Below are 15,991 nucleotides of genomic sequence, written 5' to 3'. Positions count from 1 at the left end.
TGGAGACATGTCCACCGAGGAGCTGCGCGCCATCGAACTGCTCGGCCGTGCGTCGTACGGCCGGGTCGCCACGAGCATGCGGGCGATGCCCTTCGTCGCGCCCGCCCGGCACATCGTCTCGGACGGCGGGGTGGTGATCCGCATGCACGAAGGGCTCGGCTACCACCAGGCGTGCAGCGGCAGCGTCGTCGCCTACGGGGCGGACGACCTGGATCCGGTCTCCGGCGTCCTGTGGTCGGTGCAGTTCACCGGGACCGCCGAGATCGTCGAGCCGACGCCGGAGGAGCTGGACGCGTTCGGGCCGGAGCCGCGGAGCGTCGACGGCGAGCCGTTCGTCCCGGTGTACCTGCGGATCGAACCGCAGTTCGTGACGGTGCACAGCATCGACTACGGCCCGGCCGCCGGTTCCGTAGCGCGACACCTCGACCACGCAGCGTGATCTAACATCTGCGGAGTGCCGCGCTCATCTGAACACCCCGCTCCTCCGGTCGGCGCCCTGCTGCGCCGCCACCCGCACGCCGGCGAGCCGCTGGCCTGCGTCCCCGTCACCGAGGGCCTGCTCAACCGCGGCTACCGGCTCTCCACCACCCGCGGCCACTACTTCCTCAAGCAGCACCTGGACGCCTCCACCGCCGACCGCGCCACCATCACCCGCCAGCACCGCGCCACCCAGCGGCTGCACGCCCTGGGCCTCCCGGTGGCCCCGCCGCTCCCCGACAGCCGGGGCCGCACGGTCGCCGTCATCGGCGGGCGCTGCTACGCCCTGCACCCGTGGGTCGAGGGCCGGCACCGGGACGGCGCCCAGCTCACCACGGGGGGCTCGCGCCGCCTCGGCGCCCTCCTGGGCCGCGTCCACACCACGCTGGCCCGGGTCATGGAGCCGCCGCCGGCCGGCGACCGGCACGACAGCGCCCGCCCCGAGGACACCTTCCGGGACATCGCCGAGCTGATCCGGCTGGCCCGCGCCCACCGCCCGTACGGCGGCTTCGACGCGCTCGCGGAGCACCGGCTGCGGGAGCGCCGCCGGCTGATCGCCCAGCACGCCCACCGGCGCCCTCCGGCGCCCGCCACGGCCGGCTGGGTGCACGGGGACTTCCACCCGCTGAACGTGCTCTACCGGGGCGCGGAACCGGCCGCGATCGTCGACTGGGACCGCCTCGGGGTCCGGCCGCGGGCGGAGGAGGCGGTGCGGGCCGCCGCGATCTTCTTCGTACGGCCGGGGGGCGAGCTGGACCTGGAGAAGGTGCGGGCGTACGCGCGCGCGTACCGGCGGGCGGCGGGCGCCGACGGCGCGGAGCTGGCGGCGGCGGTGCACCGGGTGTGGTGGGAGCGGCTGAACGACTTCTGGACGCTGCGCTGGCGCTACCAGCTGCACGACCGCAGGGCCGACCCGCAGTTCCCCGCGGTGTCGGCCCTGGCCGTGTGGTGGACCCGGGAGTACGACGCCGTCCGCGACGCCTTCTCCGCCTGAGCGGCCCCTACGGGGTGGTCGCGCCGGTGTCGCCGCCGCCCGAGGTGTCGACGGGCGGGGTGTTCGGGTCGCCGTTGCCGCCGCCGGTCGGCTCGGTCTGGCCGCCGGAGTCGCCGCCGCCGCTGTCGCCGCCCGTGGGCTGGCCGGTCGGCTGCTCGGTGACGGGCGGCTCGGTGGACGGCTCGCCGGTCTCCGTCGGGTCCGTGGTCGGCTCGTCGCTGGGCGTCGGCTCGGTGGTCGGCGGGGCCGTCGTGGGGTCGGTGGTCGGTTCCGTCGTCGGGTCCGGGTTCCACGGCTGCCGGGTGGTGTTCCCGCCGCCGCCGTTGCCGCCACCGCCGCCGGTCGTGTCGCTGGGCTGCTCGGTGTGCGGGTCCTCGGACGGCTCCTCGGACGGGGTGGGCTCCTCGGAGGCCGTGGACGGCGACTGCGACACCGTCGTCGGCGTCGTGACCGGGTCCTTCTTCTTCGTGCCGCCGTCGGCCATGTTCACCGCGAAGACGACGCCGGCGACGATCGCGACGAGCGCGAGCGCCGCGAACAGGATCCGCCGGTTGCGCCGGCCCCGGTCGTCGTGGCCGCCGTAGCCGCCGCCGTTCTGGCCGTAGCCGCCGGTGCCGCCCGTGCCGCCGGTGCCGTCGTCGTAGCCGTTGTAGCCGCCGTAGCCGCCGTCGTCGGGGTTGGGCAGCGGGACGATCCGGCCCTGCGCGGTGTCGCCGAGCGGCGGGTGGCCCATGGCCGTCGTCGCGGCCATGCCGTTGACGGGCGTGTGGCCGCCGTCGTGCGCGGTCACCGGGCCGGTGTTCCAGGTGCCGGTGTGGCTGCCCTGCTGCTGGAGCATCTCCAGGCTGTACTGGATCAGCCCGCGCATCTCCTCGGCGCTCTGGAACCGGTCGTCCGGCTCCTTCGCGAGCGAGCGCATCACCAGGCCGTCCAGCTCCGGCGGCGTCGAGCCGCGGACCTCGGACGGCGGGACGGGGGTGTCCTGGACGTGCTGGTAGACCACCGACAGCGGCGTCTCGCCGGTGAAGGGGGGCCGCAGCGCCAGCAGCTCGTAGAGCAGGCAGCCCGTCGCGTACAGGTCGGAGCGGTGGTCGACGGCCTTGCCGAGCGCCTGCTCCGGGGAGAGGTACTGCGGCGTGCCCATGACCATGCCGGTCTGCGTCATCGTGGCCTGCGCGCCGTGCAGGGCGCGGGCGATGCCGAAGTCCATGACCTTCACGGCGCCGGAGTTCGTGATGATCACGTTGGCCGGCTTGATGTCGCGGTGCACGATGCCGTGCTGGTGGGAGTAGGCCAGCGCCTCCAGCACGCCGGAGACGATCACCAGCGCCTGCTCGGGTCCGGGCGCCTCGGCGCTGACCAGCAGGTCGCGGATGGTGCGGCCCTCGACGAGCTCCATCACGATGTACGGCACCGGGCGGCCGTCGACCAGGTCCTCGCCGGAGTCGTACACCGCCACGATCGCGTGGTGGTTGAGGCCGGCGACCGACTGGGCCTCGCGCGTGAAGCGGGCCTTGGAGACGGGGTCCTCGGCGAGGTCGGAGCGGAGCAGCTTCACCGCCACGGTGCGGCCGAGCCGCACGTCCTCGGCGGCGAAGACCTCGGCCATGCCGCCGCGGCCCAGACGGTGCGTCAGACGGTAGCGGCCGTCGCCGACGATGCCGCCGACTCCCCATGACTCCGCGGCAGCGCCGGGCACACCGCCACCTGCGTCGGATCCGGGTTCCATGAGTCCTCGCCGTCGTCTGTCCGTGCCGTGGGTCAGTCGTCACGCTACAGGCTTCGTGCGACATCACGGTTCGCGATGACCGGCCATCCAACCCTTCTCGCGTACGCCTGTGCAAATTCCGCGGGTTTCGCCCGGCCGCCGCCCGGCTCCGGCGGTACGGAGGGTCACGGAACGGGCACCCGGCTTGACGTGTCAGGGGCCTGGGGCAGACTTGGCGCAGAAAATCGGCGGGATACGAAGGTCCGGCCACAGACGACGGACCGACGCCGCGGGGCGCAGGGGGACAGCAGAGATGAGCCACGACGGCGCTCAGGGCGGCCGCTACGCGGGCGGTTCGGTCGCGAACGGCCGCTACCAGCTGCGCGACCTCCTCGGCGAGGGCGGCATGGCCTCGGTCTACCTGGCGTACGACAGCGCGCTGGACCGCCAGGTCGCCATCAAGACGCTCCACACCGAGCTGGGCCGCGAGGCGTCCTTCCGCGAGCGGTTCCGCCGCGAGGCGCAGGCCGTGGCGAAGCTCTCGCACACCAACATCGTCTCGGTCTTCGACACCGGCGAGGACACCCTCGACGGCGGTCTCATGCCGTACATCGTCATGGAGTACGTGGAGGGGCAGCCGCTCGGCTCGGTGCTCGCCGCCGACGTCCGCCAGTACGGGGCGATGCCCGCCGACAAGGCGCTGAAGGTGACGGCGGACGTGCTCGCCGCGCTGGAGGTCAGCCACGAGATGGGCCTGGTGCACCGCGACATCAAGCCCGGCAACGTGATGATGACCAAGCGCGGCGTCGTGAAGGTCATGGACTTCGGCATCGCGCGCGCCATGCAGTCGGGCGTGACGTCGATGACGCAGACCGGCATGGTGGTCGGCACCCCGCAGTACCTCTCCCCCGAGCAGGCCCTGGGCCGGGCGGTGGACGCCCGCTCCGACCTTTATTCGGTCGGCATCATGCTGTTCCAGCTGCTGACGGGCCGGCTGCCGTTCGACGCGGACTCCCCGCTGGCCATCGCCTACGCGCACGTGCAGGAGGAGCCGGTCGCCCCGTCCTCCGTGAACCGCTCGGTGACGCCCGCGATGGACGCCCTGGTGGCCCGCGCCCTGCGGAAGAACCCCAACGAGCGCTTCCCGAGCGCCGCGGCGATGCGCGACGAGTGCCTGCGGGTGCTGTCGGCCGGCCAGTCCGCCGCCCCCGTGATCGTCGCCGGCGGGCCGGTGAACAGCGGCTCCGGCGTCGGCTCGGCCGTCTTCCCGCCGGTCGGCCAGACCCCGCCGCCCCACCCCTCCGCGCAGGTGCAGCAGCCGTACCCGGCGCACACCCCGCAGCCCGGCCCGTACGGCCCGCCGACGCCGGCGCCCGCGCCCAACCCCGCGTACGGCTACCCGCAGCAGGCGCCCACGCCCGCGCCCGGCTACCCGACCCCGCAGCCCGCCGCCTACACGCCCGCGCACACCCCGGCCCAGGCCGCCGCGCCGCGCCGGAACATGCCGGTGATCGTCGGCGCGGTGCTGGTCGCCCTGATCGCGGTCGGCGGTGTGATCGTCGCGCTCAACATGAAGGACGACGGGGACGGCGGGACCACCGGCGCCACCGGCACCGGCGGCGCCACGGCCGGCGGCCAGGTCCAGACGGAGGGCCCCGGCCACAAGGGCCCGGACCTGTCGAAGACCATCGAGACGAAGGAGTGCACCGAGCCGCGGGAGTCGAGCGACGACCCCGAGAAGTTCGAGGTGCCCGACTTCACGTACAAGAACCTCACCTCGGTGAAGGACTGCCTGCACGCCGCCGGCTGGAAGATCAAGAAGCAGACGCCGGTGGACGAGAACACGTACGGCGAGGACACGATCCTCACCCAGTACCCGCCGGCCGGCACGGACATCAAGGCCGAGGACGCCGAGTTCACCCTGGAGATCTCCACCGGGAATCCCCCGAAGTAACCGCCCCGGATGCCGGGCCCGTCCCGTTATGTGACGCTGAGTCGGACACCTCGGCGGCACGGCAGGGGAGGGATTCCCGGTGACTCCCACACGCGGCGGGACCGGCAGACGCGGCAGCGGCGGCGGACGGCACCGCCGCGCGCGACGACTCCGGGGACTCCACGGCACCTGCGGCCCGCATGGTCTCGTACGGCTCCAGGGGCTCCGGAGGAGCGCCGTCGCCCCCGCGCTGGCCTGCGCCTTCACCCTGTACGGGTTCTCCGGCGCGGCCCTCGCCGGCCCCTCCGCACCCCCCGCCGGGCGCGCCGCCGCCCCCGCGCACGGCCCCACCGGCGGCCCCGCGCACGGCCCCGCCGCCGCCCGCACCACCGCCCCCACCACGGCCGTCCCCGCCACCACCCCGCCCGGCGGCACGGGCACGGGCACGGCCACCCCTCCGGCCGCCACCACCACCGGCCGCCCCACCGCGTCCACCGGCACGGCCACCGGCCCCGGCACCACCACGCCCGCCACCCCGTCCTCCCCCGCGACCCGCGCCCCCGGCGCCCCCACCGCGTCCAAGCCGTCCACGGCGCCCACCCCCTCGGGCGGCCCCGGCGGCTCCCGCGCGCCCCGGCCCGGGAAGCCCGCCGCCGCCCCCACCAGCGACGCCCCCGCGCCGACCGGCTCGCCCTCGCTCGCCGGCCGGCCCGCCGGGGAAGGACGCGTCCGGCCCGGGCGGCCCGAACCGGCCGAACCGACCGCCACCGAGGACGCCGGCGCCACCCCCGCACGTGACAGAACCGCTACAGAATCCCCCGAGGGCCACCTCCCCGAGGAGGACGCCGCGGTACCCGAGGGGGAGGCCGGCACCCACCCGGCGACGGCCCGCGCGACCCGCCCCGCCGACTCCCCCCGGCTCACCGTCCGGAACGACGCCACCGTCTCCGACCAGGACGTTCCCCTGCTCACCCTCGGCATCGGGCTCACCCTCATGGGCCTCGGGCTCGGCTTCCTCGGCCTCCGGCTGCGCCGCCGCTGACCCCCGTGCCACCCCCGCCGGGTCCCCCCTGAGGCGGACCTTCCGGGTCCCTCTCGCGACGGTTGCCGCCCTCGACTTACCCGGTATACATACTCGGTATGTCGATCCGCCACGGGCTCCTCGCCCTCCTCGAACACGGCCCCCGCTACGGCTCCCAGCTGCGCACCGAGTTCGAGTCCCGCACCGGCGCCACCTGGCCGCTGAACGTCGGCCAGGTCTACACGACCCTGGGCCGGCTCGAACGGGACGGCCTGGTCGCCCAGAACGGCGAGGACGGCGCCGGCCACGCGCTCTACGCGATCACCGACGCCGGCCGCGCCGAGCTGCGCACCTGGTTCGAACGGCCCGTGGACCGCACCAGCCCCGCCCGCGACGAGCTCGCCATCAAGCTCGCCATGGCCGTCGGCGCGCCCGGCGTCGACATCCGCGAGGTCATCCAGTCCCAGCGCCGCCACACCGTGCAGGCCATGCAGGACTACACCCGGCTCAAGGCCCAGGCCCTGAGCGCCCTCGAAGCCGGCGGCTCCCGCGAACGCGACGACGTCGCCTGGCTCCTCGTCCTGGAGCAGCTGATCTTCCAGACCGAGGCCGAGGCCCGCTGGCTCGACCACTGCGAGTCCCGGCTGATCCGCCTCTCCGCCACCGCCCCGGCCCCCGGCCCCGGCCCCGGCACCCCGCCCGCCACCGCCCCCGCCGCCGCGCCCGCGCCCGTCGCGGGGGCCGTCTCCGGGCAGGGAGCCCGGCGCGGGCCCCGGGCGGGGGACGGGGGGCGCGGGGCCGCGGGTGGGTCGGGGGGCGCGCCCGGGGGCCCGGGCGGGGGACGGGCCCGCTGAGCCGGGCCCGGACCTCGTCACACCCCGCTTCTTTCACTTTCTTCGCTTCGACCGTCACCGCTCACACCCGTGCCCGGCCGCCGCCGCGCACGCCTAGGGGGACCCCGCCATGTCCACACCGCCCACCGCGCAGCCCGTGCTGCGCCTGCAGAACCTGACCCGGGTCCACGGGTCCGGCGCCACCGAGGTGCACGCCCTGCGCGGCATCGACCTCGACGTGCACCCCGGCGAACTCGTCGCCGTCATGGGGCCGTCCGGCTCCGGCAAGTCCACGCTGCTCACCATCGCCGGCGGCCTCGACACCCCGACCTCCGGTCACGTGATCGTCGAGGGCACCGACATCACCACCGCCGGGCTCAAGGAGCTCGCCGCCCTGCGCCGCCGCAGCATCGGCTACGTCTTCCAGGACTACAACCTCATCCCGGCCCTGACCGCCGCCGAGAACGTCGCCCTGCCCCGCGAGCTCGACGGGACCTCCGCCCGCAAGGCCCGCGGCGAAGCGCTCGCCGCCCTGGAGGAGATGGGGCTCGGCCACCTCGCCGACCGCTTCCCCGACGAGATGTCCGGCGGCCAGCAGCAGCGCGTCGCCATCGCCCGCGCCCTCGTCGGCGACCGCCGCCTCGTCCTCGCCGACGAGCCCACCGGCGCCCTCGACTCCGAGACCGGCGAGTCCGTCCTCGCCCTGCTCCGCTCCCGCTGCGACGCCGGCGCCGCCGGCGTCCTCGTCACCCACGAGCCGCGCTTCGCCGCCTGGGCCGACCGGGTCGTCTTCCTGCGCGACGGCGCCATCGTCGACCAGACCGTGCGCAGCGAGGCCGACTCCCTCCTGACGGGCCGGGTGGCCGAGGCGTGAAGACCTGGTTCCACTCCTGGCGGGCGGCCGTCCGCATCGCCCGCCGCGACGCCTGGCGCGCCAAGGGCCGCAGCTCGCTCGTCCTCGCGATGATCGCCCTCCCCATCCTCGGGGTCAGCGCCGCCGACCTCACCATCCGCAGCGCCGAACTGTCCGTCCCGGAGAAGCTGGAGCGGACCATCGGCGCCGCCGACGCCGCCTTCCGCGACCCCGGCTTCGGCGGCGCGCCCGTCCACCAGACGCCCGAGGGCGACAACGTCATGCCGGCGCAGGACGAGAAGGACGGCGTGCCCTGGCCCAGCGGCACCACCGATCTCGCCAAGGCCATACCCGCCGGCGCGCACTGGATCACCGACACCGTCGGCGCCGCCAAGCTGACCACCGTGCACGGCCTGCTCCAGACCGACGTCCGCGAGCTGAAGGCCGACGACCCGACGGCCCGGGGCATCACCACCCTCCTCGACGGGCGCTATCCGCGGAAGGCCGACGAGGTGATCGCCACCTCGGCGTTCCTGGAGCGGAGCGGACTCGCCGTCGGCTCGACCGTTTCCGCTCGCAATTTCGACCGGCCGTACCGGATCGTGGGCAGTTACGAACTCCCCGACTCGCTGACGACCACGCAGGTCACCGCGCTGCCCGGCGCGTTCCTCGCCCCGTACGCGAAGGCCGCCGAGAAGGCGGGCGCGCCCGGCCCCGGCGCCACCACCACCTATCTGGTGCGGCGCGACGGCGGTTTCACGTGGAACGACGTCATGAAGGTGAACGCCCAGGGCGTCGCCGTCGTCTCCCGGGCCGTCCTGCTCGACCCGCCGGCCGACTCCGAGGTCCCGATGTTCCAGCGGCCCGGCTGGCACGACTACCGGGCCGGCGGCACCCCCGACACCCTGCTCCTCGCCTCCGTCGGCACCGTCGTCGGCCTGGCGATGCTGGAGATCTGCCTGCTCGCCGGTCCCGCCTTCGCGGTCGGCGCCCGCCGCTCCCGCCGCCAGCTCGGCCTGGTCGGCGCCAACGGCGGCTCCCGCAGCCACATCCGGGCCATCGTGCTGAGCGGCGGCCTCGTCATCGGCGTCTCCGCCGCCGTCGTCGGCACGGTCCTCGCCCTGGTCCTCACCCTGGCCCTCCAGCCGGTCCTGGAGGACTACATGGGGCAGCGGTTCGGCGCCTTCGACGTCCGGCCGCTGGAACTCCTCGGCATCGCGCTGCTCGCCGTCCTCACCGGCCTGCTCGCCGCCGTCGTCCCGGCCGTCACCGCCTCCCGGCAGACCGTGCTCGCCTCGCTCACCGGCCGCCGCGGCGTCCGCTCCACCAGCCGGGTGCTGCCCGTCCTCGGCCTGGTCGCGCTGCTCCTCGGCGCGGTGATCGCCCTGTACGGCTCGGTCGTCACCGACCAGTTCATCATCGTCGCCGGCGGTTCCGCCCTCGCCGAACTGGGCGTGGTCGCCATGACCCCGGCCCTGGTCGGGCTCTTCGGCCGGACCGGCCGCTGGCTGCCGCTGTCGCCGCGGCTCGCGCTCCGCGACGCCGTCCGCAACCGGGGCCGTACGGCCCCCGCGGTCGCCGCCGTGCTCGCCGCCGTCGCCGGCACCGTCGCCGTCGCCACGTACACGTCGAGCAGCGACGCGCAGTACCGCGCCGAGTACACCGCCGCGCTGCCGCACGGCGCCGTCTCCTTCGTCCAGATGGAGGAGGGCGGCCGGGACGTCCGCGCCGTCGCCGACGCCGTCCAGCGCCACGTCTCCGTCGAGACCCGCGCCGACGTCTCCCGCGTCGCCGTCGGCAAGCCCGGCTGCTCCGCCTGGGGCGAGGGCGCCGGCTGCGGCCGGTACGAGGTGATGGTGCCGCCCGCCAACGTCTGCCCGCTGTGGGCGCCGACGACCGACGGCAGCGACCCCTCGGCGAAGTACACCGCCGAGCAGCGGCGCACGATGATCCGCGACGACTGGCGCTGCGAGACGGACGAGGGCCACGGCGTCTACGTCGACGGCGGTCTCCTCGTCGGCGACGCCCGCCTGCTGAAGGTGCTCGGCATCGACGCGCCCGGCGCCGCCGACGCGCTCGCCGCCGGCAAGGCCGTCACCTTCCAGAAGGCGCTGGTCGCCGCCGACGGCACGATCGGCGTCAAGCAGATCACCGACACGAAGGCCGCCGAGAAGGCGTCGATGGAGAACAAGCCCGCCCCGGGCAAGGTCTCCTCCGTCCCCGCCCACCTGGTGACGGGCGATCAGGAGACCTACGGCCTCCAGGTGCTGATGACGCCGGCCGCCGCGAAGGCCGCCGGTCTGTCCACCGCCCCCGTCGGCGCGTACTTCAGCACCGACCGGCTGCCCGACAGCGAGCAGCGCCAGAAGCTCGACGCCGAGATCGCGTCGCTGGGCGCCGGGATCGACCTCACCATCGAGGAGGGGTACGTCTCCGACGACAGCATCTTCCTGCTCGCGCTGACCGTCTTCGCCGGCCTGGTCACCATCGGCGCCGCCGGCATCGCCACCGGTCTCGCCCAGGCCGACGCCGAGGCCGACCTGAAGACGCTCGCCGCCGTCGGCGCCCCGCCGCGCGTCCGCCGCACCCTCAGCGGCTTCCAGTGCGGGGTGGTGGCCGCCATGGGCGTCGTCCTCGGCTCGGTCTCCGGCCTGCTGCCCGCCATGGGCCTGCGGCTCACCGAGGAGCGCGAGCAGATCCGCTCCTACGAGCAGATCGTCGCCGAGGGCTGGGGCGGCGACATCACCCCGCCGTACGTGCCGATCGTGGTGCCCTGGGCGACGCTGGCGGCCCTGCTCGTCGCCGTCCCGCTGGGCGCCGCGCTGCTCGCCGCCCTGGTGACCCGCTCGAAGGGGGCCGTCGCCCGCCGCGCGGCGACCTGACACCTTTCCGTGGCCGGACCGTGCCCGGGGACGAGGGTGGATCACCCGCGTCCCCGGGCACACCTGGTGGTGAAGCACGTGTGCGAGAGAATGGCGGCATGGAGATGCCGAGGAATGACAGGTCGCCGGAAAGCCCCCAGGTCCTCATCGTGGGACAGGACGGGATGGCTCTCGGCGGCGCCCAGGGCGACGACGAATCCCGCGAGGTCCCGGTGACGGAAATGGTCGAGCAGCCTGCGAAGGTCATGCGGATCGGCAGCATGATCAAGCAGCTTCTGGAGGAAGTCCGGGCGGCACCCCTCGACGAGGCGAGCCGGGTCCGGCTGAAGGAGATCCACGCCAGCTCGGTGAAGGAGCTGGAGGACGGCCTCGCGCCGGAGCTGGTCGAGGAACTGGAGCGCCTGTCGCTGCCGTTCACCGACGAGGCCATTCCCTCCGAGGCGGAACTGCGCATCGCGCAGGCCCAGTTGGTGGGATGGCTGGAGGGCCTCTTCCACGGCATCCAGACCGCGCTGTTCGCCCAGCAGATGGCGGCCCGCGCGCAGCTGGAGCAGATGCGGCGGGCCTTGCCCCCCGGCGTCGCCTCGCACGACGATGACGACGAGGGCGGCGGACGCGGCCACGGGCGCGCGGTCGGGTCGGGGCCCTACCTGTAGGGGCGTTGCCGTCTGTACGTGTACGGGAAAGGGCCCGGCGCTTCTCGGAGGCGCCGGGCCCTTCCCGTGTCCGTGAGGCCTCTCCGTGCGTGCGGGGCTTCCCCCTGCGTGCGGGGCCTTCCGCGTGCCCGCGGGCCTTTACGGCGCGACGAGCAGCACCTTGCCGACGTGCGCGCCGGACTCCAGGACGCGGTGCGCCTCGGCGGCGTCCGCCATCGGCAGCGTCCGGTCGACGACCGGGCGGACGGTGCCGCCCTCGATCAGCGGCCAGACGTGCTCGCGGACGGCCGCGACGATCGCCGCCTTCTCCTGGAGCGGCCGGGAGCGCAAGGTCGTCGCCATCACGGCGGCCCGCTTGGCGAGCAGCGCGCCGAGGTTCAGCTCGCCCTTGACGCCGCCCTGGAGGCCGATGACGACGAGGCGGCCGTTGACCGCGAGGGCCTGGACGTTCCGGTCCAGGTACTTGGCGCCCATGATGTCGAGGATCACGTCCGCGCCCGCGCCGTCCGTGGCCGCGCGCAGTTCCTCGACGAAGTCCTGGGCGCGGTAGTCGATCAGGACGTCCGCGCCGAGTTCGGCGCAGCGGGCCAGCTTCTCCGGGCTGCCGGCGGTGACCGCGACCTTCGCGCCGACCGCCTTGGCCAGCTGGATCGCCATGGTGCCGATGCCGCTGGCGCCGCCGTGCACGAGCAGCGTCTCGCCGGGCCGCAGGTGGGCGATCATGAAGACGTTGGACCAGACCGTGCAGGCGACCTCGGGGAGCGCGGCGGCCGTGGCCAGGTCGAGGCCCTTGGGGGCGGGGAGCAGCTGGCCGGCCGGGACGGCCACGCGCTGGGCGTAGCCGCCGCCGACGAGCAGCGCGCAGACCTCGTCGCCGACGGACCAGCCGGAGACGCCGGGGCCGAGCGCGGCGATCCGCCCGGAGCACTCCAGGCCGGGGTACGGGGAGCTGCCGGGCGGCGGGTCGTAGAAGCCCTGCCGCTGGAGGACGTCGGCGCGGTTGACGGCGCTCGCCACCACCTCGACGAGGACCTCGCCCTCGCCGGGCACGGGATCGGGCGCCTCGGCCCAGACGAGGGCGTCGGGACCGCCGGGTTCCGGAATCGTGATCGCATGCATGGCGGCGAGGCTACTCCCGGTGCCCCGCCGCGCGCGGTCAGTCCTCCGGCGGTGTGGTGAGCGGGGTGACCGGGGCGGCGCGGACGATGGTGATGACCCGGTCGGTGAGCTGCAGCGGGCTGGCCTGCGGGTCGTCGTAGCCGAGCAGCCGGTGGCCGCGCAGCACGCTCACCACCAGGTCGTCGGTCTCGCGGACGCTGCGGCCCGCCTCGGCCTTGGTGACGGGGCGCTCGACGAGGTCGAGGCCGGTGCCCTGCTGGATGAGGTCCTCCATGACCGTGCCGGCGCTGGGGCTGAGCACGGAGAGGCCGAGGAGCCGGCCGGCGGCGGAGGCGCTGGTGATCACCGCGTCGGCGCCGGACTGGCGGAGCAGCGGCGCGTTCTCCTCCTCGCGGACGGCGGCGACGATCTTCGCGCCCTTGTTGAGCTGGCGGGCGGTCAGGGTGACCAGGACGGCGGTGTCGTCGCGCTGGGTGGCGATGACGATCTGCCGGGCGCGCTGGACCTCGGCCCGGAGGAGCACGTCGCTGCGGGTGCCGTCGCCGACGACGCCGACGAAGCCGTCGAGGTTGGCCGCCTCGATGACCTTGCCGGAGGGGTCGACGATGACGATCTGGTCCTTGCGGAGACCGGTGGCGCAGAGGGTCTGGATCGCGGATCGCCCCTTGGTGCCGAAGCCGACGATCACGGTGTGGTCGCGCAAGTGGGACCTCCACTTCTTGAGGCGGAACTCCTCCCGGGTCCGTTCGGTGAGGACCTCGAGAGTGGTGCCGACCAGGATGATCAGGAAGAGCACGCGCAGCGGCGTGATCACCAGGATGTTGACGAGCCGCGCCGAGTCGCTGAACGGGACGATGTCGCCGTATCCGGTGGTGGAGAGGGTGACGGTCGCGTAGTAGGCGCAGTCGAGGAAGTCGACGGTGTCGTTGGCGTTGTCGTGGTAGCCGTCGCGGTCGACGTAGACGATGAGGACGGTCAGGAAGAGGACCCCGAGGGCCATCAGCAGACGCCGGGCGACCTGCCGGAGCGGTTCCACGGACCGGCTGGGCAGATGGATCCGCGAGCCGCTGACCTTCTCGTCGGCGTGGCGGGCCATGACGTCACGACTGGGAAGTTTCACGTGAAACATGCTCCTTGGGCGGACGGCTGCTCGGTCGGCCAGGGGAGGGCGAGCAGGTCGAGGCGCCGGCCGGGCTCGGCGCCGCCGGGCGGGACGACGGCCATGGCGTCGGCGGCGGCGATGCCGCGCAGCATGGCGGGACCGTGGTAGCGCAGCGGCACGACGACCCCGTCCCGGTGGACGACGGGGACGAGCCGGGTGTCGTACGGGTGCCCCTGCACGCCTTCACCGACGGGCAGGCGGTACGGGGACACCTGCGGGGCCTCGGCGGGTCCTCGCGGCGCGGGGTCCTGGGGCGCGGGTCCTCGCGGCGCGGGCTCGGCGAGGGCGGCGAGCAGGGGGGCGGCGAGGGTGAGGAGGCCGGAGACGGCGGCGAGCGGGTTGCCCGGCAGGCCGACGAGGTGGCGTCCGGCGTCGAGCCGGGCGAGCAGCATGGGGTGCCCGGGGCGGACCTTCACGCCGTCGACGAGCAGGAGCGCGCCGGCCCGGTCGAGGACCCGGTGGACGTGGTCCACGGGCCCGGCGGCGGTGCCGCCGGTGGTGACGACGAGGTCGGCGGTGGAACCCGTGACGGCGGCGTACAGGGCCTCGGCGTCGTCGCCGATCCGGCGGGTCGCCAGGACCTCGGCGCCGAGCGCCGTGAGCCAGGGGCCGAGCATCGGGCCGAGCGCGTCCCGGATCAGGCCGTCGTGGGGGAGTCCGGAGGTCAGCAGCTCGTCGCCGAGGACGAGGACCTCCACCGAGGGACGGGGCAGCACGGCGGCCTCGTCGTAGCCGGCGGCGGCGGCGAGGCCGAGCACGGCGGGGGTCACGGGGGTGCCGGCGGGCAGCAGCACGTCACCGGCGCGGCACTCCTGGCCCCGGGGCCGGACATCCTGCCCGGTGACGACGTCGCGGAGGGGGTGCAGCAGAACCGTTCCGTCCTCGGAGGTGCCGGTGCGGGAGTGCTCGCTGCGGACGACGGCGGTGGCGCCGGCGGGGACGCGGCCGCCGGTGGCGATCCGTACCGCCTCACCGGGGGCGAGGGCGGCGGCCCCGGCGTGCCCGGCGAGGACGGACTCCTCGCGCACGGTCCAGGGGCCCGGTCCCGCGACCGCCCACCCGTCCATGGCGGAGCTGTCGAAGGACGGCAGGTCGGTGAGGGCCCGCAGCGGTGCGGCGAGGGTCCGGCCGAGGGCCTGCCCGAGCGGTACGCGGACGGGCGGACGGTCCGTGGCCGCGCGGGCCTCGGTTCCGGCGCGGGCGGCGCGGGCGCGCGCCTCGGGCCAGGGGGTGGCGCGGTGGTGCCCGTGCCCGTCTCCGTGCCCGTGTCCGTGCCCGTGCCCGTGTCCGTGCTCTTGCTCGTGCCCGGCGGCGGCGGACGCGGCGGGGGCGGCGGTGGGGACGGGTTGGCCGGGGGTCATCCGGCCTCGTCCTGTTCGGCCGCCCAGCGCTGGGCGAGCGCGGCGGCCTTGCGGGCGGCCTCCGCGACCGCCTCGGCGGGGGCCGTCCCGTTCGCGGCGGCCCGCGCCGCCGCGTAGCCGACGAGGAAGGTCGTCAGCGGCGCGGCGGGGCGGGCGACGCCGTGGGCGGCGTCACGGGCCAGGTCGAGCAGGACGCCGGTGTCGACGTCCAGGTCGAGGCCCAGTTCGGTCTTGGCTGCGGTGATCCATTCGTCCAGCACGGCTCCATGGTCCCTGATGCGGGCCCGGGCCGTGGCGATGTCCTCCCAGGTGTCGCAGTCGAAGGACGCCTCCGGCTCGTCCGGCCCGGCCGGCACCCGCACGGTCCGCAGCCCGCCGGTGAGCTTCCGGAGCGGCAGGTGGTCGAGCTCCCCGTGGGCGTCCCGCAGCCTGTCGAGCGCGCGGCGCAGCGCTCCGGCCCGGTAGACGGCGACCAGCGGCTGCTCGCGTCCGCCGGCGTCGGTGAGCAGCGCGGCCCCGGCGTCCGGCGCGCCGTCGAGCGCGGCGAGCAGCCGTCCGACGGTGGCCTCCCCGAGGAACGGCAGGTCGGCGGAGAGCACGAGCAGGACCTCGGGCGCGGTGGCGGGTGCTCCGGCGGAAGGCTCTGTCGCGGGCGGCCGGGCCTCCGGGGCCTCCGTCGCGAGTGCCGGCACCTCCACGGGCTCCTCGGCGAGTGCCCGCGCGCCCGCGTCCAGCGCGGCGACGGGGCCGGTGCCGATCCGCTGCTCGCGGGTCCAGCGGACGGGGCGGACGGTCGGGCGCGGGTCGCCGACGACCACGGTGCGGCGGGCGCCGGCGCAGGCGGCGAGCACCCGGTCGAGCAGGGCCCGGCCGCCGACCCGTACCCCGGGCTTGTCCGCGCCGCCGAGGCGCCGCGCGGCGCCTCCGGCGAGCACGACGGCGTCGTATGCGGTGGTCACCCCGGCAAGTATGGTCCGTCGCCGCCCGGCGCG

Annotated in this window: 13 protein-coding genes; 8 read left to right on the top strand and 5 right to left on the bottom strand. The window is 75.3% G+C overall.

All coding sequences use genetic code 11. The annotated features are described in order from the left end of the window. Positions 1 to 7 precede the first annotated feature (7 nt). Together ACFVQZ_RS23780 and ACFVQZ_RS23775 are read left to right on the top strand one after the other, a co-directional pair. On the top strand, positions 8 to 439 hold the full coding sequence (locus ACFVQZ_RS23780; protein WP_383625770.1) for a pyridoxamine 5'-phosphate oxidase family protein: 432 nt from the start codon (positions 8 to 10) through the stop codon (positions 437 to 439). Positions 440 to 454: 15 nt separating this feature from the next. Next, positions 455 to 1,471: a phosphotransferase gene (locus ACFVQZ_RS23775; RefSeq protein WP_030498648.1), complete on the top strand. Its 1,017-nt coding sequence runs from the start codon at positions 455 to 457 to the stop codon at positions 1,469 to 1,471. A 7-nt stretch (positions 1,472 to 1,478) separates the two neighbouring features. On the opposite strand, the gene ACFVQZ_RS23770 is transcribed toward ACFVQZ_RS23775, so the two are convergent. Beyond that, positions 1,479 to 3,200, bottom strand: coding sequence for a serine/threonine-protein kinase (locus tag ACFVQZ_RS23770; protein WP_030498647.1), 1,722 nt, complete (start codon positions 3,198 to 3,200; stop codon positions 1,479 to 1,481). Positions 3,201 to 3,492: 292 nt separating this feature from the next. Between ACFVQZ_RS23770 and ACFVQZ_RS23765 the strand changes: the two genes are divergently transcribed. The 6 genes from ACFVQZ_RS23765 (at position 3,493) to ACFVQZ_RS23740 (ending at position 11,357) form a co-directional block, all read left to right on the top strand. Next, positions 3,493 to 5,133 (top strand): protein kinase, encoded by a 1,641-nt coding sequence (locus ACFVQZ_RS23765; RefSeq protein ID WP_383625765.1) that lies wholly within the window; start codon positions 3,493 to 3,495, stop codon positions 5,131 to 5,133. A gap of 79 nt (positions 5,134 to 5,212) precedes the next feature. Continuing rightward, positions 5,213 to 6,154, top strand: coding sequence for a hypothetical protein (locus ACFVQZ_RS23760; RefSeq protein WP_383625762.1), 942 nt, complete (start codon positions 5,213 to 5,215; stop codon positions 6,152 to 6,154). A 98-nt stretch (positions 6,155 to 6,252) separates the two neighbouring features. Then, a complete protein-coding gene (locus ACFVQZ_RS23755; RefSeq protein WP_383625759.1) occupies positions 6,253 to 6,987 on the top strand; it encodes a PadR family transcriptional regulator in 735 nt (244 codons plus the stop codon). A gap of 109 nt (positions 6,988 to 7,096) precedes the next feature. Next, positions 7,097 to 7,840 carry an ABC transporter ATP-binding protein gene (locus ACFVQZ_RS23750; protein ID WP_030493702.1) on the top strand — a complete coding sequence of 248 codons (744 nt, stop codon included), beginning with the start codon at positions 7,097 to 7,099 and terminating at the stop codon, positions 7,838 to 7,840. Continuing rightward, entirely contained in the window at positions 7,837 to 10,701 is a 2,865-nt protein-coding gene (locus ACFVQZ_RS23745) for an FtsX-like permease family protein (RefSeq protein WP_383625754.1), read from the top strand. The genes ACFVQZ_RS23750 and ACFVQZ_RS23745 overlap by 4 nt, the downstream gene beginning before the upstream one ends. A 98-nt stretch (positions 10,702 to 10,799) precedes the next feature. Continuing rightward, a complete protein-coding gene (locus ACFVQZ_RS23740; RefSeq protein WP_030493704.1) occupies positions 10,800 to 11,357 on the top strand; it encodes a bacterial proteasome activator family protein in 558 nt (185 codons plus the stop codon). 138 nt (positions 11,358 to 11,495) lie between these two features. Here ACFVQZ_RS23740 and ACFVQZ_RS23735 read toward each other — a convergent pair whose 3' ends face one another. From ACFVQZ_RS23735 to ACFVQZ_RS23720, 4 genes are read right to left on the bottom strand one after another with little or no spacing between them, the layout of a single operon-like run. Further along, positions 11,496 to 12,476, bottom strand: a complete 981-nt coding sequence (locus tag ACFVQZ_RS23735; RefSeq protein WP_030493705.1) for an NAD(P)H-quinone oxidoreductase — start codon at positions 12,474 to 12,476, stop codon at positions 11,496 to 11,498. Between the two features lie 37 nt (positions 12,477 to 12,513). After that, on the bottom strand, positions 12,514 to 13,605 hold the full coding sequence (locus tag ACFVQZ_RS23730) for a potassium channel family protein (RefSeq protein WP_030493706.1): 1,092 nt from the start codon (positions 13,603 to 13,605) through the stop codon (positions 12,514 to 12,516). After that, the gene (locus ACFVQZ_RS23725) at positions 13,593 to 14,999 is read right to left on the bottom strand and encodes a molybdopterin molybdotransferase MoeA (RefSeq protein WP_383625749.1); all 1,407 of its coding nucleotides are present in this window, start codon (positions 14,997 to 14,999) and stop codon (positions 13,593 to 13,595) included. The genes ACFVQZ_RS23730 and ACFVQZ_RS23725 overlap by 13 nt, the downstream gene beginning before the upstream one ends. Further along, on the bottom strand, positions 14,996 to 15,958 hold the full coding sequence (locus tag ACFVQZ_RS23720; protein ID WP_383625746.1) for a DUF6457 domain-containing protein: 963 nt from the start codon (positions 15,956 to 15,958) through the stop codon (positions 14,996 to 14,998). The genes ACFVQZ_RS23725 and ACFVQZ_RS23720 overlap by 4 nt, the downstream gene beginning before the upstream one ends. Positions 15,959 to 15,991 lie beyond the last annotated feature (33 nt).

The organism is Streptomyces sp. NPDC057854, assembly GCF_042797055.1.
Lineage (GTDB): Bacteria > Actinomycetota > Actinomycetes > Streptomycetales > Streptomycetaceae > Streptomyces.
This window is presented reverse-complemented; position numbering and strand designations above follow the sequence as displayed.